The organism is Paenibacillus sp. J31TS4 (genome assembly GCF_018403265.1).
In the GTDB taxonomy this organism is placed as follows: Bacteria; Bacillota; Bacilli; order Paenibacillales; family NBRC-103111; genus J31TS4.
On the sequence record NZ_BOSI01000003.1, the window covers coordinates 369,823 to 387,578 of the forward strand.

General features: G+C 60.9%; 16 protein-coding genes. 6 read left to right on the top strand and 10 right to left on the bottom strand.

Features of this window, described 5'->3' with window-relative positions; all coding sequences use genetic code 11:
* The first annotated feature begins 353 nt into the window (after positions 1–353).
* Both KJS47_RS16570 and KJS47_RS16575 read left to right on the top strand, forming a co-directional pair.
* The gene (locus KJS47_RS16570; RefSeq protein WP_213526174.1) at positions 354–1,043 is read left to right on the top strand and encodes a response regulator transcription factor; all 690 of its coding nucleotides are present in this window, start codon (positions 354–356) and stop codon (positions 1,041–1,043) included.
* Positions 1,024–3,090 carry a sensor histidine kinase gene (locus tag KJS47_RS16575; protein WP_213526175.1) on the top strand — a complete coding sequence of 689 codons (2,067 nt, stop codon included), beginning with the start codon at positions 1,024–1,026 and terminating at the stop codon, positions 3,088–3,090. Before KJS47_RS16570 ends, KJS47_RS16575 begins: the two co-directional genes overlap by 20 nt.
* A gap of 307 nt (positions 3,091–3,397) precedes the next feature.
* On the opposite strand, the gene KJS47_RS16580 is transcribed toward KJS47_RS16575, so the two are convergent.
* The 5 genes from KJS47_RS16580 to KJS47_RS16600 form a co-directional block, all read right to left on the bottom strand.
* Positions 3,398–4,264, bottom strand: a complete 867-nt coding sequence (locus tag KJS47_RS16580; protein WP_213526176.1) for a metallophosphoesterase family protein — start codon at positions 4,262–4,264, stop codon at positions 3,398–3,400.
* Positions 4,265–4,512: 248 nt separating this feature from the next.
* On the bottom strand, positions 4,513–5,229 hold the full coding sequence (locus KJS47_RS16585; RefSeq protein WP_213526177.1) for a DsbA family oxidoreductase: 717 nt from the start codon (positions 5,227–5,229) through the stop codon (positions 4,513–4,515).
* Between the two features lie 278 nt (positions 5,230–5,507).
* Complete coding sequence (bshB2, locus tag KJS47_RS16590; protein ID WP_213526178.1) at positions 5,508–6,164, bottom strand: bacillithiol biosynthesis deacetylase BshB2; 657 nt, start codon at positions 6,162–6,164, stop codon at positions 5,508–5,510.
* 95 nt (positions 6,165–6,259) lie between these two features.
* Positions 6,260–6,604 (bottom strand): YojF family protein, encoded by a 345-nt coding sequence (locus KJS47_RS16595; RefSeq protein WP_213526179.1) that lies wholly within the window; start codon positions 6,602–6,604, stop codon positions 6,260–6,262.
* A 146-nt stretch (positions 6,605–6,750) separates the two neighbouring features.
* Positions 6,751–7,677 (bottom strand): GNAT family N-acetyltransferase, encoded by a 927-nt coding sequence (locus KJS47_RS16600; protein ID WP_213526180.1) that lies wholly within the window; start codon positions 7,675–7,677, stop codon positions 6,751–6,753.
* A 255-nt stretch (positions 7,678–7,932) separates the two neighbouring features.
* Here KJS47_RS16600 and KJS47_RS16605 point away from each other — a divergent pair, with 255 nt between their 5' ends.
* Positions 7,933–8,793 carry an EamA family transporter gene (locus KJS47_RS16605; protein ID WP_213526181.1) on the top strand — a complete coding sequence of 287 codons (861 nt, stop codon included), beginning with the start codon at positions 7,933–7,935 and terminating at the stop codon, positions 8,791–8,793.
* Between the two features lie 96 nt (positions 8,794–8,889).
* Here the strand turns inward: KJS47_RS16605 and KJS47_RS16610 are convergent, their stop codons facing one another.
* The 5 genes from KJS47_RS16610 to KJS47_RS16630 all read right to left on the bottom strand — a co-directional run bounded on the left by KJS47_RS16610 (position 8,890) and on the right by KJS47_RS16630 (position 13,908).
* Positions 8,890–10,044 carry a hypothetical protein gene (locus tag KJS47_RS16610; protein WP_213526182.1) on the bottom strand — a complete coding sequence of 385 codons (1,155 nt, stop codon included), beginning with the start codon at positions 10,042–10,044 and terminating at the stop codon, positions 8,890–8,892.
* A complete protein-coding gene (locus KJS47_RS16615) occupies positions 10,031–10,582 on the bottom strand; it encodes an RNA polymerase sigma factor (RefSeq protein WP_249716457.1) in 552 nt (183 codons plus the stop codon). The genes KJS47_RS16610 and KJS47_RS16615 overlap by 14 nt, the downstream gene beginning before the upstream one ends.
* A gap of 161 nt (positions 10,583–10,743) precedes the next feature.
* The gene (locus KJS47_RS16620) at positions 10,744–11,538 is read right to left on the bottom strand and encodes an ABC transporter ATP-binding protein (RefSeq protein WP_213526183.1); all 795 of its coding nucleotides are present in this window, start codon (positions 11,536–11,538) and stop codon (positions 10,744–10,746) included.
* On the bottom strand, positions 11,538–12,476 hold the full coding sequence (locus tag KJS47_RS16625; RefSeq protein ID WP_213526184.1) for an ABC transporter permease: 939 nt from the start codon (positions 12,474–12,476) through the stop codon (positions 11,538–11,540). The genes KJS47_RS16620 and KJS47_RS16625 overlap by 1 nt, the downstream gene beginning before the upstream one ends.
* 376 nt (positions 12,477–12,852) lie before the next feature.
* Complete coding sequence (locus KJS47_RS16630) at positions 12,853–13,908, bottom strand: ABC transporter substrate-binding protein (RefSeq protein WP_213526185.1); 1,056 nt, start codon at positions 13,906–13,908, stop codon at positions 12,853–12,855.
* Between the two features lie 640 nt (positions 13,909–14,548).
* On the opposite strand from KJS47_RS16630, the gene KJS47_RS16635 reads away from it, so the two are divergent.
* From KJS47_RS16635 to KJS47_RS16645, 3 genes are read left to right on the top strand one after another with little or no spacing between them, the layout of a single operon-like run.
* A complete protein-coding gene (locus KJS47_RS16635; RefSeq protein WP_213526186.1) occupies positions 14,549–15,262 on the top strand; it encodes a polyphosphate polymerase domain-containing protein in 714 nt (237 codons plus the stop codon).
* A 4-nt stretch (positions 15,263–15,266) separates the two neighbouring features.
* A complete protein-coding gene (locus KJS47_RS16640; RefSeq protein ID WP_213526187.1) occupies positions 15,267–15,965 on the top strand; it encodes a DUF4956 domain-containing protein in 699 nt (232 codons plus the stop codon).
* A gap of 17 nt (positions 15,966–15,982) precedes the next feature.
* Positions 15,983–17,662, top strand: coding sequence for a CotH kinase family protein (locus tag KJS47_RS16645; protein WP_213526188.1), 1,680 nt, complete (start codon positions 15,983–15,985; stop codon positions 17,660–17,662).
* Positions 17,663–17,756 lie beyond the last annotated feature (94 nt).

The following is a 17,756-nucleotide window of genomic DNA, read 5'->3' on the forward strand; positions in this document are numbered from 1 at the left end:
GAGGATTCAAAATATAGCTATCGTAGCACAAACGAACGCGAAAATCACGGAAAATTCCAACGGTTTTCACGCATGCCTCTCGCCCGCTTCTTCGCCTATACGAGGCCTCCACCTGCGTTTTCTCCCCCACTTCCCCGTTCCGTCTCCCTCCGCGTGCGCTATTTTCCAACGGAACCTCATCCTTTCGGTGCCAGACTGCGCCTTGTTTGCCGAAATTTCCCCTTTCTCGCTTCTTGCCGGAATCTGTAAGAAAGTTGTAAGGTTTTTATAGACTTATCCGTTAACAGTCTGAGCTAGGATAGAGACTGGGCATTAGACCCCGGCCTCTCACCATTTCTATAGGAGAAGATGTTATGACTTCTTACAACGTACTAGTCGTCGACGACGAACAAGAAATTCAGGACGCCATCGAGATCTATCTGACCAACGAGCAGATGAAGGTGTTCAAAGCAAACAACGGCCGGGAGGCGCTCGCCACTCTGGACAAGGAGGACATTCACCTCATCATTCTGGACATCATGATGCCCGAGCTTGACGGGATCAAGACGACGTTCCTCATCCGCGAAAGCCGGAACATCCCGATCATCATGCTTTCCGCCAAGTCGGAGGATACCGACAAGATCCTCGGCCTCAATGTAGGCGCCGACGATTATGTCAGCAAGCCGTTCAACCCGATGGAGCTCGTCGCGAGAGCCAAATCGCAGCTGAGGCGGTATACGAATCTCGGCAATTACAAAGAAACAGAGGACGAGATCCAGATCCGCGGCCTCTCCCTCAACCAGACGTCCAAGCAGGTGCTGGTCGACGGCGAGGAGGTCCGCCTGACGGCAACGGAATACAAAATTCTCGAGCTGCTCATGCAGCACAAAGGACGGCTGTTCTCCATTCAGGAAATTTACGAGAAGGTATGGAAGGAGCCGTACCTGAACGCGGAGAATACGGTCGCCGTCCATATTCGCCGCATCCGCGAGAAAATCGAGATCAATCCGCGCGAACCAAAATATTTGAAGGTGGTATGGGGCATTGGATACAAAGTCGATTAACCGGTGGCAGGCGCTCGTGGCGGGCATCCTGCTATGCTGTCTCGTCTGCTTCTCGGTGCTGGCGGCGGTCGATCTCGTGAAGAACCGCGAGAACTTCTCCAAGGACGCCTACTTCCGGAGTCTGCCGTTCTATGAGCAAATGCAGATGAGCTTCAACCTGGTTCGTTACGTGCACATAGACAACAAAGGCTACCCGGCCATGACTCCCGAGGAGAAGGTTAGCAGCAGGCTGGAGGCCTGGAAGCGGGCCATCGCGCCTCAAAAGTTGACCGAGGAGCAGACCGCCGAGTATTTGAAGAAGCAGTCCGCCGACTATATCGCGTACCGAGACAGCGAATACGCCAACGTCAAGAGGAGTCTGGAGGCGCGCAAAGGCATTTTCGCCTACTATATCGTCGATTCGCGGGCCAACGACGTTTACACCAATCTGCCCCAGACGCCCAACGACCGGTATTTGGAGGAAGAAGCCTTTTACAGCCTCAGGTTCCCGCAGCCCTATCTGCAGAACGGCTGGTTTCAGCAGATCAACCAGTATTTCCAGAATAACCAGCTCGCCGGCTATCTGATCGTTCCGAAGGCGGCTGACGGCTACAGCCAGGTCTACAACGATTACGCCTATTACCAGAGCATCCGGGACCGGCTCATCAAGGAAGCGGTCCTGCTCGGCCTCTCGCTCGCCGCGGCGGCCGGTCTGGTCTTCTACTTCGTGAGAACAGGTGCCTGGCGGCCGCTTCAAGAGGGAGCGGCGGGCTCGGTGATCCGCCGGATCCCGCTCGACCTGCGATGGGCTGCCGCGCTGCTAGCCGTGCTCATCGTACTGACGGTCGGGAGCAGCACCGTTTTTTTTAGGCTGCCGCCTCGCGTCTCCCAGGTCGCTGGGTTCGTCCTGCTCGCGCTGCTAACGGCCTACGCCGTTCTCTGCCTGCTGGACGCGGCCCAGTTCATCCGCCGGCCCGACCGGCTGCGCGAGGAGTGGCAGCGCTCCCTACTCGTCCGCATCCGTACCCTGTTCCAACGCAACCTCGGCAGCCGGTCGATCGCCTTCAAGGCGGGGCTCGTGTTCTTTCTGACCGGAGGGCTCGGCATCGCTGCTCTGTGCGGGCTCCTCGGCCTCTCCGATCGTTATAGGGAGCTGCTGTTGGTAGGGGTGCTCTATACATTGTTCTACGGAGTGACGGTGCTGCCCTATCTCATCCGGCGTTTCCGGCTGCTTACCGAGATCAAGCAGGGCGCCTCGGAGGCTGCCTCGGGCAATCTGGATTTCACCATTCGGGAGACGGGACGGGGCAACTTGCGCGAGCTGGCGTCCCACATGAACAACATGAAGCAGGGGTTCAAGCTGTCGCTCGAAAGCCAGATGAAGAGCGAACGGCTCAAGTCCGAGCTCATTACGAACGTATCCCACGATCTCAAGACGCCGCTCACGTCGATCATCAACTATGTCGATCTGCTCAAGCAGAAGGAGCTGACCCCCGAGCAGATTCACAGCTACGTCGACGTGCTGGACCGCAAAACGCAGCGTCTCAAAACGCTCATCGAGGACCTGTTCGACGCCTCCAAGATGGCGAGTGGCAATGTGGAGCTGAAGATCGAGACGGTCAACGTGGCGGATCTACTCAACCAGGCGCTCGCCGAGTTCAACGACCGGATTGCCGAATCCTCCCTCACCTTCCGGGTGCACGTCGCGAATCCGTCCGTGACGGCCCCGCTCGACGGCAAGCAGACGTGGCGCGTGTTCGAGAACCTGATCGGCAATGCGCTCAACTATTCGCTGCCCCATTCCCGGGTCTACATCGACCTGTTCGAGGAGCCGGGACGCGTCGTGCTGACGATCAAGAACGTCTCGGCGTACGAGATCGATTTTGCCGCCGAGGAGCTGTTCGAGCGATTCAAGCGGGGCGACCAGTCCCGGCATACCGACGGCTCCGGGCTCGGACTTGCGATCGCCAAGAGCATCGTCGAGATGCAGGGCGGCCGGCTGGAGATCGAGCTGAACGGCGATCTGTTCCAGGTGACCGTGACATTCGCCAAGTCCGCTCCTGCCTAGGCGGCCGGAGCGGAGCTTTCGGCGGGGAGCAAGAGATATAGCGTGGAAGGGCCGGAGGACGGAAGCGGAGCTTGCGCCCCTCGGCCCTGCGCCTTACGACAAAAAGGGAGTGCCATTCGGCACTCCCTTTTTGTCTATCATCGCTGGTGCCTGCCCGGCGCCGGGTCGGAGTCGCACCGAATGATCCGGTGCGGTGCCCTCACAGAGCACCCAACTGCCATCCGGCTGGGCAACGCTTCCGTTCCCGCCGGCCATGTCCCGGGTCCGCCGCTTCGTATGCTCCCTCCTGTAGGCAGCAGCCCTGCTCTCACTCGCCGAACGTAAGCTCGATGCTGCGGTCCTGCTCCCGGCCCTGCACGAACGCCACCTTCTCGTCATACTCGGGCGTGAAGGCAAGCCGGTCTGCGTCGAGACGGCGCGTCTCGATTCGCATTCCGCTCTTCGTCACCTCGACGAGCTTGTACTCGAACGGCGTCTCGACGAAGGAGCTGCCGCTCAGGAAGACGCCCTCCTTCGTACGGAGGAGCGTATTGATGTGGTTGTGCCCCGAGAAGACCGCCTTGACCTGCGGATAGCGCCGGACGACATCCAGCACCGTCTCCCGGAAGCGGGGCGCGATCTCGTGCACGATCCGGTCGAGCCCGCTCTGCTCCATAGGGACGCCGAAGAGCGGGTTATGGATGGCGAGAAGATGTACGGCGTTCGGCTCGCGCCGCAGTTCCTCCTCGAGCCTCGGGAGCTGCTCCTCAAGGAAGAACGGCTCCTGCTTCGTCCGCCAGAAGTAAGGGACGCCCGGCTCCCATTGGTTGGGGACGACATGCAGAATGAAATCCGGGTAGCGTACGGTGTACTGGAGCGAGCCGTCCGCGAACAGGTCCGGTGCCTCCGCCAGCCACAGCTGCGCAGCATCCGGCCGGTCCAGGTCGTGATTGCCTATAGACAGATGCACCGGCACGGGATAATCCAGGAGGCGCCTCGCCTCCCGAATCTGCTCCGGCGTGCATTTGTCGATCAGATCCCCGCCGTGCAGCACGAAGTCGATCCGTTCGTGCTCGATCACGTCACGAAGCTCGGCGAGCAGCGCCTCGCCTCGCTCCGGATAGGCCGGCTGCCTCTGAAAGCCGACCGGACTCGCCCCGATGTGGGTGTCGGTGATAAACAAAAACCGTGTCAATGTGTTCTCCCCGCTTCCCTATTGGTCTATCCTCCGCAAACCCTGCTGTCTGTACTTCCAGATTACCTGGTTTCCTGACATCTGTACATGCCGTTCCCGCGCCTATCGGCGGCTTGTCCCCAAAAAACGCCGGCGGCAAACCGCCGCTCGCGCAAAAACCCCAGCCGGTATCCCGGCCGGGGTTCACGGGCGTCTTGACTGCTCCGGCGCCCGGCTGCGGGCGGCCGGGCACTCACTTTCGCCCAGTGTTATTTGGATTCGGGAATCTGGCAGGAGCCGTCCACGCAGGCGGCGTCTCCGCCCTCCTGGTCGCCCATGACGACAAGTGGCTTTTCGTCCTCCTGTGCCTTGTTCAGCGCTTCGAGGAACAGCTCAACCGGCTGCGCGCCAGACACGGCGAACTTGTTGTTCAGCACGAAGAAGGGCACGCCGCGGATGCCGAGCGATGCCGCCTCCGCCTCGTCGGAACGCACCTGCGAGGTGAACTCGCCGCTCTCCAGCGCCGCGGATGCTTCCTCCTCGGGAATGCCCAGCTCGGCCGCAAGACCGGTCAGCACGGTGCGGTCGCCGAGGTCGCGAGACTCCGTGAAGTGAGCGCGGAACAGCCGCTCGGCCATCTCGTAGCCTTTGTTATGCTGGGCGGCCAGATGCGTCAGCCGGTGGGCATCGAACGAGTTCGTCGGCACGCTCGTGTCGAGATGGTACTCCAGCCCGACGCTCTGGGCCTGGCGGGTCACGTTCTCGTTCGCCTCCCGCGCCTGCTCCACCGTCATGCCGTACTTGGCCGCAAGCAGCTCGTCCATCGACTGGCCGGTGCTGCGCTTCGCCCCCGGATCCAGCTCGAAGCTCCGGAAAACGACCTCCACCTTATCCTTGTGCGGGAAGCGGGACAGCGCCTCCTCGAACCGCCGTTTGCCTATATAACAGAATGGGCACATAAAATCGGACCAAATATCTACTCTCATGAATCTTCCCCTCCTTCGATTTTCGAATCTGGGCGATCATCTGCCGCCTTGTTACCCTATAGGGTATTGTACCGCGCCGGGCTCCTCCGGGCAAGCGAGCCGCCGCGAGTGGATACCAGCCAAAAAAGGCTTCCTCTCTGGCGGAGAGGAAGCCTTGTCCCGGCTGCCAGGCTCTGGCTGCTTCTTCCTTCGCCGGACGTCACACATCCGGCTACGGCGTTCTTCGCCTGCCGGCCCGGCCTCAGGACGGCACGCCGGCCAGACAGCTCCGCTGCCGCTTAGTATTGCCAGGTCCAGAACCGTTCCTTGCCGAGCCGCTCGATCATCTGCCGATCTTCCGGGCTGTTGCTCTCGAGCATGGCGTCGAAGCGGAACTGCGAGCGATGCGCCCGGATCGAGCCGGTCTTCTGCTTCAGGAACGCCGAGACGTCCACCTCGACGTCCGGCGCCCCCAGCGCCTGCTCGCAGCCCGGCGCGAACGCCAGGCAGCGGACGACGGGCCGGGTCTCCTCCGGCAGCGCGCCGATGACACGGACGACGGCCGCTCCCGTCGCATCGTGGTCGGGATGCACGGCATAGCCCGGATAGAACGTGTACACGAGGCCGGGCTTCAGCTCGTCAAGCAGCTCGCGGAGGCGGCGGTCCAGCTCGTCCTGGTCTTCGAATTCGATCATTTTATCGTGAAAGCCCATCGTGCGCAGATCCTGAATCCCGATCACCCGGCACGATTCCTGCAGCTCCTCGAGCCGGATTTTCGGAAGCGAAATCCGGCTGGCGAACGGCGGGTTGCCCATATTGCGGCCCATCTCGCCGAGGGTCAGGCAGGCGTATGTCACGGCGGCTCCGTTTTCGATGTGCTTGGCAAGCGTGCCGGACAGCCCGAAGGCTTCGTCGTCCGGGTGCGGAAGCACCACTAGAATGTGCTGATCCTCCATTGCTCCCTTGTCTCCCTTCTCTGTCGGCCGCGCCGGATGCAAGCGCCTCTTGCTGGCCCTGCCTTCCGGGGCGGCTGTTCTTGTCCTGCCTCGTGTTAGAACGGCTCCGGACTGAGCTGAAGTGCCACGTTCAGGCGGCCGTCGCTATCGAGCCCCGCCAGTACGAGGCGGCCCGGCTCGTTCTCTTCCCAGTGGGTCAGCCCTTCGGTGAAGACCCAGCCGTTCGGCAGCTTGAGCCCGACCCGGTAAGGGCCGGTGCCGGATATGGTTCCGTGCGTATAGCGAATGACGACGTTGCGAAGAAAATTCGCAACCGTCAATCTCGACTTGTCCCGATGGGACGTATAAGCGCCGTTCGTAATCTCCAGATGGATATAGAGATCGAACCCCTTAAGCTGGTCCAGCACCTGCTGAACCGCGTTGGTCTGGATAGGCTGCATAGGATTACCTCCATATTGAAAAAAAGCTGCAAACAGGGACGTTCGACTCATCCCCCGTCTGTACATTATAATCCACTCCGCCCGGGAGCGGTACTGGGAAACGCAGTTTCCCGGCGGCTTCTCCAGCTCGGCGGTGCCCATTTTTGTCAGAAAGCTCCGCCAAACTCAGCCGCGTAATGAATCCGCTCGTAATCGGGCCGGAATCCGAACCGGCGGTACAGCGTCTTCGCCGCCTGGTTGCGGCTGTCCACCGACAGACGGACGTCCGCCATTCCCGCTTCCTTCAGCCTCTTCAGAATTTCGGCAAGAAGCGCCGTACCCACTCCGCGCCGCTGCCAATCCGTGCGGACGGCGAGCGTCGGAATGCGCGCGTGCCTTCCTTTTCTCGTAGCACACAAAAGCCCGACGGCCGTCCCCGCCGTATCCGTGCAGAAGAGATAGCGGTCGGGAGAGAAGCCCTCTCCCTGGAACTCATGCGCGACACTCTTCGCCGTCTTGCCGCCTCCGAAGGCATCGTTGTACAGCGCCGCCCATTCCGCCGCATCTGAGAGCGCCGGAGAACGAAACCCCAAGCCGCCCGGCGGGTCAGGGAAAGACAGGCCGCTCAGATCGGGCAGACAAAGCACCTCGAGCCGGTTCTGCTCCTGCATGCCGAAGGCGGCCGCAAGCTCGGCTTCTCCCGGGATACGGCTGACCGCTCGGTGAAGGAAGCGGATGGGCTTGTTCTCCCGGCTGGCCGTCTCTTCCAGAAGGGCAAAGAGAAACCGGAACAGCGCGCTGCCGACTCCGCGCCGGCGCCAGGCCGGGTCGACCGCCCCGTAGCAAAAGACCGCGAGATGGTCCTCCCGTTCCACGAAGCACAGGCAGCAGTAGCCGACGGCAGCCCGTCCGAACTCCGCCACATAGGTGTGCTCCCGAATGCGTTCGCCGGGCTCGTCCAGCATGCGGTCAAATGCCGCACCCGTGATGCCGTTCAGCAGGTGGAACGGCTCGCGGTTCGTCAGGGCGGCGATCGTCTCGGCGTCCGACGGGGTGTACGGACGAATCGTTACGGCGTCATCCGCTGGGCTCATGCGTCCCCCTCCTTTGCTTCCATATTCTTGAAGCATACAAGATGCCAGCAGCCGCGTAAACCGGGGGCAAGACGTTTTTCCGCCGCTTTAGCAGATGCCGCGTCTTCTGCTCCTGCCGCTAGTTTTCTATGATAAACTTTTCACCATGTTAACCATGCAGGAACGGAGAGCGGCGAGGGTAAGTTTAGAGGAATCGGATTTCGCCATACTTTAATAAAGAAACGGGATCATTCGAAGCTTCTTGGAGGGGTTGCCATGTGGGTTGTTTACGCTTTTTGTGCCGCTCTGTTTGCCGGCATCACTTCTATTCTTGCTAAAATCGGAATCCAAAAAATAGATTCCAACCTGGCCACCGCTCTTCGGACCGGCATCGTTGTCCTTTTTGCTTGGATTGTCGTCTTTGTGGGAGACGTTCAGCATAGCCTGCTCGACATCAGTTCCAAATCTCTTCTCTTCCTCGTTTTGTCGGGAATCACGACCGGCGCTTCCTGGATGTTTTACTTCCGTGCCCTTCAAGTGGGGAATGTGAACGTTGTCGTCCCGATCGATAAATCGAGCACCGTGCTCACGATGCTCCTCGCGATCCTCCTGCTGGGGGAGTCCTTTACCCTATTAAAGGTAAGCAGCATGATCTTGATTGGGATCGGCACGTATCTAATGATCCCAAAAAAAGATGGTGCAGCGTCTGCTTCTAACCAGAGGCAATCGATTTTGTACGCCGGGCTATCGGCTATTTTCGCCGCGCTAACCGCCATCCTGGGAAAAGTGGGGATCGAGGACGTGGATTCCAATTTAGGCACCGCTATCCGAACCATTGTCATCCTGATCCTGGCTTGGCTCATTGTATTCGCGACAAAAAAACAAGGCGAAATGAAACAAATGGATAAGAAAAGCTGGACATTCATCACCTTGTCCGGCTTGGCGACCGGCTTGTCCTGGTTGTTTTATTTTCGGGCTCTGAAGGAGGGGCAGGCCAGTATCGTCGTGCCGATCGACAAGCTGAGCATACTGGTCACGGTCCTCTTCGCGTATTTTGTCTTCAAAGAAAAGCTGTCCGTGAAATCTTGCATAGGGTTGATTCTGCTCACATCCGGAACCCTCCTGCTCGTGTTGTGAACAAGGTGGGGAAAGCCGGGGAACATGAGGGAAGCATCCGCCGCGACGAAGGCGGCTGAGCTTTCCGGTGCAGGTTCTCTCCGCCAAAAAAGCCCTTCAAGGGGCGGCCAGTGTCCAGCTGTACTCGTCGATCCGCCAGCCCCCGTCCGACAGAACCAGCCGGTACGTCTCCCGATACGTTTCCTTGCCGCCGATCCGCACCGATGCCGAATAGAGATACCCGTCATTCGGCAGCTTTTCCAGGCTGGGCGTTCTCTCCGCAGGCTCCTGGGTGATCATCAGGGGAGGGTTCACGAGAGCGAACGAGATGAGGTAGCCGTCTTGCGTCTTGGCAGCGTTCCGGTACAGCAGCGCCTCCGCCCGCTCAGCCGTGAACACCTGGCGAAGCCAACGCTCCACGCTCTCCCGTTCGGCTTCGCTGAGCTTGCCCGGAGAAACGCCGGCTGCGGCAATCCGTACCACCTCCTGCAGCCAGTCGGCAGCCTTCTGCGCCTGGCCTCGCTCGTCCTCGGACGCCGTGAACCGGAGAACGGGAAACGACTGCAGATCGAGAGCGGCGGCCGCCGGCTGCAGCGGCGGGTAGGCGGCGATCCGTTCCAGCTCCGCTACTTGCCCGCTGTTGGGGACCCCCTCAATCCGATCAGCAAAGACATCGGTATATTCCGAGACCACCAGTTCGGCTGTGCCCAGCGATCCCGGCTGGCCGAACAGCGCCTCTGCGTCCGAGCTCCCGAAGCGCAGAACCAGCCTAGGCGGCCGGTTCGCCAGCCCTTCCGCACGTGGAAGCTTGCCGGCTGACGCCTCGTCGGGCTGGAACACGAGCTGGCCGTTGTACAGATAGGTGTAGGAGCCTGTCAGCTTCACCTCTCCCTCGAAGGTCGTTGCGACCGAGCCGCTGCCATAGACGCCTTCTTCCTTCCGGAGAACCGTCATTTCCGCCGCCCGGTCTCCCGTCCGGATGGTGGCGGGATCGTACAAGTGAGCGTCCGGCGTAAGCGGCTTGCCGGTCTGGACCGGCAGCCCGAGCTGGGCGAGGAAGACGCCCGCCAGCACGAGCAGCAGAAGCGCAGCTGAGGCACCCGCCGCCCAGCGACGGAATCGTCTTGCATGGCGCTGCTCGCCGGGCTTCCCCGTCTCCGTAAGCCTCCTCAGACGCGCCTCTACTTCCCGGATCGTCTCCTCCGTAAAAGCCGGCCGCTTTAGCGGCCCTCCAGTCAGACGGTCATACCAATCGGGTCTAGACGGTATCATAGGCCGATCCCTCCTTCCACTCTTTGGCCAGCTTCGCCCGGGCGCGGCTGATGCGCGACTTGACCGTCCCCTCGGGGATGCCTAGCAAGGCGGCCATTTCCTTAACCGGCATCTGATACCTCGCATCGAGCAGTAGCACTTCGCGGTACTTGTCGGGCAGCCGCAGCACCGCCTCCCACAGCTCGTCGGCCAGGAGACCCGCCATCGCCTCCCGCTCGGCGGACGGAGAGTGTCCCTCCTCCCTCATCCCGCCGAGCAGCACCACTCTGTGAAACAGCGCCGACCGCTTGTAATTGAACGCCCTATGACGGGCAATGGCGAACAGCCAGGTTTTGACGGACGCGTCTCCCCGGAACGTCGCCCACTTCTCGTAAGCTCTCAGGAAGACATCCTGCGCGAGGTCGTCTGCCGCGTCTCTCCGCCGAGTGAGCACGAACAGATAGTTCCACACATCCTGGCCATGCGTCTCCATCAGCTGCCGGAACACATTCTCTCCCGGCGGTGCCGCCTGCCCCGCTCCTTTCTCAATTCGCTTCATCCCCTCACCTCTACAAGATTAGACACCTGAGCCGCTAATCGGTTCCCATTCTCAAAAAGTTTCCGGGAGCGCCCCGGAGGCGGAGGCTCCAGACCCAAGCGCATAAAAAAGCCGCCGCAGAATGCTCTGCGGCGGCTTCTTTGCCACCTGAGTCCGTCCGATCAGCCCAAAACCACTCGGTCGTCGGCCAGCTTGTGGCCGCTGATCTGCTCGAATTCGCCGAGCAGCCGCTCGACGGTCAGGTCATGCTTACGTTCCTGAGGAATGTCGAGGATGATCCGGCCTTTGTCCATCATGATGAGCCGGTTGCCGAGGCGGATCGCCTGCTCCATGTTGTGCGTGACCATGAGCGTCGTCAGATTCATCTCCTGCACGATATCCCGCGTCAGCTTGGTGATCAGCTCGGCGCGGGCCGGGTCAAGCGCGGCCGTATGCTCGTCGAGCAGCAGAATCTGCGGCTTGGTGAACGTCGCCATCAGCAGGCTGAGCGCCTGCCGCTCTCCGCCGGACAGCAGGCCGACCTTGGCCCGCAGCCGGTTCTCGAGCCCGATGCCGAGCTTGGCAAGCTGCTCGCGGAACAGGCTTCGCTTGGCTCCGTTCACGCCGAGGCCGAGGCCGCGGGACTTGCCCCGGGCGTACGCCATGGCCAGGTTCTCTTCGATCGTCATATGCGGCGCCGTTCCGGCCATCGGGTCCTGAAACACCCGGCCGATCCAGCGGCTCCGCTTGTGCTCCGGCAGATGGTGAATCGCCTTGCCGTCGATCAGGACGTCGCCGGCGTCCGGCTTCATGACGCCGGAGATGATGTTCATCAGCGTCGATTTGCCGGCGCCGTTGCTCCCGATAACCGTGACGAAATCGCCGGGATTCAGGCGCAGCGTGATGTTCATGAGGGCGACCTTTTCATCGGGGGTCCCCGGGTTGAACAGGCGGGATACTCGCGATAGCTCCAGCATTAGAGGCTCCCTCCTCTCTTGGACGAAGCACCTGCGAGAGACGCGGTCAGCTCCGACGTCCGTCGCTTCGCCATGTTCCTCTGCTTCCACGCGCGGCGCGTCGTCGGCACGACGAGTGCGATGATAACGATCAGCGCGGTAATGAGCTTAAGGTCCGATGTCTCAAGCTTGAGCCACTCGGCCCGAAGCGCAAACGCGACGACGATCCGGTAGAGGATCGAGCCGACCACCGCCGCCAGCGTCGCGAAGAAGATCGTCCGGGCGCCCAGAATCGCTTCCCCGATAATGACCGATGCGAGGCCGATGACGATCATGCCGATGCCCATCGAGATGTCCGCGAATCCGGTCTGCTGCGCGATCAGCGATCCCGACAGCGCCACGAGCCCGTTCGACAGGCTGATGCCGATCATCTTGGTCGAATCGGTGTTGGCGCCCAGGCTGCGGATCATGCGGGCGTTGTCGCCTGTCGCGCGAAGCGCGAGGCCCAGGTCGGTATGAAAGAAGCCGTCAAGCAGCAGCTTGATGATGAACACGACGACGGCCATGACGGCGATCATCGCCCACGGGTTCGTCAGCGAGGAGACGACCGTGTCCACGCCGAGAAGCGAGATGTTCGGCTTGCCCATAATCCGCATGTTGATCGAATACAGGGCGATCATCATCAGAATACCCGACAGGAGACCGTTGATCTTCCCTTTCGTATGAAGAAGCCCCGTGCACGCTCCTGCCGCCATCCCGCCGAGGAAGCCGGCGAGCGTTGCCAGCAGGGGGGAATAGCCGTGCGAGATCAGAATGGCCGTAATGCCCGCCCCCGTCGTAAAGCTGCCGTCGACGGTCAGGTCGGGAAAGTCGAGAATCCGAAACGTAATGTAAACGCCGAGCGCCATGAAGGCATAGAGCAAGCCCAGGATGATGGCGCCGGTCAAGGAATCCAGCATAAGTCTACCTCCATTCTCCATCGGAACAGCAAGAGCTGTCCGGGGAATTCGCTTCCGGCTGCAAGTGGCGGTCCGCGAACCGCAGTTCCGCTAGGCGGTTCATGAACCCCATTGTTGAAAGCCGCTGTCTGTGAATGTTATCTAGGGTGTCGGGAAGTGGAGCGGGGAAGCCTGGCCGAGGCTCCCAGTCTGTCAGCCAAGCCGGATCGTTTTCAGACCGCGGAACGCCGCTGAGGAAAGCCGGCTGTGCGGTGCGGCCTTCGGGAACCGGCGATGTGCGGCGCCGTCTGCGGGCCCGGCGTCCGGGAAACAAAAACGGAGTGAACGGTTTGGAGCGTTCACTCCGCAGCAGCGGGCGGGCCGCCCGCTCATTCTGTTATTGGATGATGTTGGTCGCCTTGTCCTTGACCTGGTTCTTCATCGCATCCGTAACCGTAATGCCGAGGTTGGCCGCCGCCTTCAGGTTGAGGATGAGATCGAGCTTATCCGGGATTGTGACCTTAAGATCACCCGGCTTCTTGCCGTTCTTCAGCACCTCTACCGCCATCTGGCCAGCCTGGTAGCCGTGGTCGTAATACTTGAATCCGACCGTGGCGAACGCGCCCTTCTCTACCGTGTCGCGGTCCGCAGAGAAGAACGGGATCTTGTTTTTATTCGCGACCTGAATGATCGAATCGACGCCGTTCACGACCGTGTTGTCCAGCGTAATGTAGATGGCGTCCGCGCGGCCGACGAGCGACTCGGCGGCCTGCTTCACCTCGGACGTATTCGTCACTGGCGCCTTGACGACCTTGATGCCCTTGGCGCTAAGCGTTTCCTCGGCCTTCTTGGTCATCAGCACCGCGTTCGGTTCGCCTTCGTTGATGACGACGCCGACCGTCTTCACCTTCGGGAAGTTGCCGGCGATGAACTCCATCAGCTGCTTGATCGCCTCGGGGTTCGTGTCCGAAGCGCCCGAGATGTTGCCGCCAGGCTTGTCCATGCTCGTGACCAGCTTGGCATCAACCGGGTCGGTGACGGCCGCGAACAGGATCGGCGAATTCTTCACCTGCTGGGCGAGTGCCAGCGCCGATGGCGTCGCGATGCCGAGCACGAGGTCGTATTTCTTGGAAGCGATCTTCTGGGCGATCGACTGGTTGTTCGGCTGCTCGCCCTGTGCGTTGTTATAGTCGACCTTGAGGTTGTCGCCTTCCTTGATCCCCGCATCCTTGAGGGCGTCCAGGAAGCCCTTGCGCGTGGCGTCGAGCGACGCGTGTTCCACGATTTGCGAGATGGCGATGCTGTATGACTTGTCACTCGCCCCTGCCGATGCCGATGGCGATGTGGATGGGCTGGTGCCGCCCTCCGGTGCCGCTCCCTTATTGCCGCAGCCCGCCGCCGTCAACAGAACGGCCGAGAGAAGCAGCGATAGTCCGATTTTCCCCTTTTTCACATACAAAACCCCTTCGCAAGCATTTTGATTAATGTGGAACAGATTTAACGCTTTTGCGCGCCAAAGTGTAGGGCCGCACAAACAGGCCTCCCGGCCGAATGAATTCGCATGCTAGTACCCTCTAGTTTAAGGCTCTTCGCCTTTATCCGTCAATTGTTAATATTTAAATCGACCGTTGGTTAGCCGCGTGGGGCGTGCTTTCGGCGTTCTTTTAGCACGATCTCGGTGTGCTTTCAACGGAATCTCAGCGTCTTCCTCTCCGTCCGCGGGACAAGCCCGGCCGGCCATCGCTGCCCTCTCTCCGTCCGCGGGATAGGCCCGCAGACCGTCTCTGCTCACTCTCGTCATGCCTGCAGAGCGTCGCCTGGGCCGGCAGCGCATGCCCGAACGGGCAGAACCGGTCGCCTTCTTGTAGTTCCGCGAATGGCTCCCCGTTTTGTTCCGCATGCTCCCCGTTTTAAGGAATTGTAAAACTTTCAGGTTTCCTTCAGGCTTCGCTCAGCGGGAAATCAGCCGGGATCTCTATTCTGAGAAAGCAAGCCGATAAGCGATCGGATCGGACACTGCGTCCCTTCTTTCCTATGCCTGTCCCGAACGCCGGCCCTACCGCCGGCAGTCTATCAAAGAAAAGAGGTGTGCCATGAACAGCAGGCTGAAATTCCGCCACGAGCTCAAATTCTTCGTCAACCGGCACCAGTACGCCATTATCCGCCAGCGGCTGAAGCATCTGGTTCAGCAGGATCATAACGCCGGCCCCTCGGGCGATTACCACATCCGGAGCCTGTACTTCGACGACATCGACAACAAGGCGCTGCACGAGAAGCTCGGCGGCATCCGCGACCGGATCAAGTACCGGATCCGAATCTACAACGGTCAGGACAACGTCATCCACTTCGAGAAAAAAATCAAGCACCGCGACTTCATCGCCAAAGAGAAGGCCTCGATCTCCCGCGCCCTGTACGAGGACATTCTGGCGGGCCGCTACGACGGCCTCCGGGAGTCGGGAAACCCGCTCCTCGCGGAAATCTACGGGGAGGTGAAGCACAAGCTTCTCCGTCCCAAGGTCATCGTGGATTACGTCCGCGAGCCGTATGTGAGCCGATACGGCAATGTGCGGATTACCTTCGACAAGGAGCTGCGCACCGGGCTGCACGCCGTCGATATGTTCGACCGGCAGCTGAAGCCGGTGCAGGCGATCGACCACAACCTCATCATTCTGGAGGTCAAGTACGACGAATACTTGCCCGAGGCGATCCGGGCCGCGCTCCAGCTGGAGGGACTGAGCCGGCAGTTCGCGTCCAAGTACGTCATCTGCCGCAAATACTTAAAAACGAATACATGGGAGGATTATTGATTCAATGAATACGACCACTACGGACACCACCAATTTTTCGGATCTTATCCGCAAGTCGGTGCTGAGCAATTTCAACTCCGACATCAGCCTGACGAAGATGCTGCTCACCTTCGCCGTCGCCTTCGTCATCGGGCTGTTCATCTTCATCCTGTACAGGCGCGTCTTCAGCGGCGTGCTGTATTCCAAAAGCTTCAACGTCTCTCTGATCGGCATGACGATGGTCACCGCCATGGTCATCATCGCCATAAACTCCAACCTCGTCCTGTCGCTCGGGATGGTCGGCGCACTGTCCATCGTCCGGTTCCGGACGCCGATCAAGGATCCGACCGATCTCATCTTCCTGTTCTGGGCGGCGGCCGCAGGGATCGTGACGGGTGCGGGCTTCTTCACCCTCGCCGCGATCGGCTCCGTCGTCGTCGGCCTCATCCTGTTCTTTTTCATCAAGCGGGTGTCCGTCGAAACGCCATACCTGCTCGTGGTGAACTGCGACAGCGACGTCACCGAGCGCGAGGTGCACGCGCAGCTCGACAAGACCGTCAAGCGCTACAACGTCAAGCAAAAAACCGTCTCGGCCGGCAATATCGAGCTGACGCTCGAGCTGCGGCTGCGTGATCAGGAGGGCGGCTTCGTCAACAACCTGTCCGCTCTCGCCGGGGTAAGGAACGCCGTGCTCATCAGCTACAACGGCGACTATGTATCCTAAAGGAGGGGAGAAACGAGATGAAAACGAGACGCGCGAGGCTGCTCGCCGGGCTCCTGTGCCTGCTGCTGGCCGCAGGGCTTGCCGGCTGCGGAGATGCCTCCCCGGCCGCCTCGGGCACCGGCACCGGCGGGTCGTCCCCGGCGGCCGCCTCTGCAGAGGAGAAGCAGCTGGACGAGCAGGTATTCCCCGAGGACAAGGTTATCGACGTGAAGGTGACGCTCGATCCTGCCGATTTTCAGGATATGCTGGACAATGCAAGCGCCGAGGAGTTCAAGCAGGCGTCGGTCGATTACAACGGCCAGCACTTTGACAATATTGCGATCCGGACCAAAGGCAATCTGAGCCTGCGCAGCGTCGTCAGCATGCCGGATTCGGACCGTTACAGCTTCAAGCTGTCATTCGACGAGTACGTGAACCAGACGATCGGCGGCCTCAGCAAGATCAATCTGAACAACAATTACAGCGACGCCACCTATATGCGCGAATTTCTAAGCTACGAGCTGGCGGAGAAGATGGGACTGCCGGTGCCCAAGCATTCGTTCGTCAACCTGTACGTGAACGGCGAGCTGCGCGGCTGCTATCTGGCGGTCGAGCAGGTGGGGGAGTCCTATCTGGAGCGGTATTTCGGGAATGCTGTGGGGGCCCTCTACAAGGGTGTCATGACGGGCAGCGGCAGCGACCTGAAGTGGCTCGGCGACGACTTCAGCTTGTACACTGGCCTGAAGAAAAAATCGAAGGGCAACAAGAACGACGAATTGCTGCAAATGATCGAGGAGCTGAACAACGGCGGCGATTACGAGAAGGTGCTCGATGTGGAGGGAGCGCTCAAGTATGTCGCGCTGAACGTGCTCACCAACAACACGGACAGCTATATCGGGGGCAACAAGCAGAACTATTACCTCTACGAGAACAAAGGTGTGTTCTCCGTCCTCCCCTGGGACTACAATATGGCGTTCGGCGGGCTGGGCGGTGGCGGCGGCTACAGCCTCCTGATCGACGAGCCTACCCAGGGTGCGGTGGCGGACCGCCCGCTCGTTGCGAAGCTGTTGGCCGTGGATACCTATAAGGAGAAGTACCACACGATCCTAAAGGAAGCGATAGAGGGCTTCCTAGCAAGCGATGCGTTCCAAGCCAGCGTCGACCGGCTGTCGAAGCTGATCTCGGCATCGGTCGAGAACGATCCAACCGCTTTCTACACCTATGAGCAGTACCAGCAGGCGGTGAAGCAGCTGGTAACGATCAATACGACGGCGGTGCAGGCGATTGCCAAGCAGCTGGACGGGAAGTCGCCATCGTCGGGCGACGGCTCCGGCAGCGGCGGGGGCATGGGCCCCGGCGGCATGGGCGGCGGGCGCGGCAATCGCGGCCAGGCCCCCGTGCAGGGCGGTGCCAACGCCCAGGGCGGCATCGCCGCACCCGGCGCTCAGGCGCCCGCCGATGCGCAGGGCGGCGCCAGCGCCCAAGGCGGCATCGCTGCGCCCGGCGCTCAGGCGCCCGCCAACGCGCAGGGCGGCTTCGGCGGCATGGGCGGCATGCTGCCCCCGGGCGGCGACCGCGGCGGGCCGGGCGGCTTCGGCGGGCAAACCGCTGCCCAGAGCCAGGGCAGCGTCCCGGAAGCGGTCACCGCCGGCGTCTCGCTGCTCGTCCTGCTGCTCGCCTGCGTGTTCGTGGCGTTGTTCCGCAGGAAGCGCCTCTAGCCGCCGCACTTCCTTCCCTCCTTCAACAGGCCGCGGGCTCCGCGGCCTTTTTGTTACGCCGTCCGCCGTTTGCGCAAGGAGTTGCCGCCCTCCC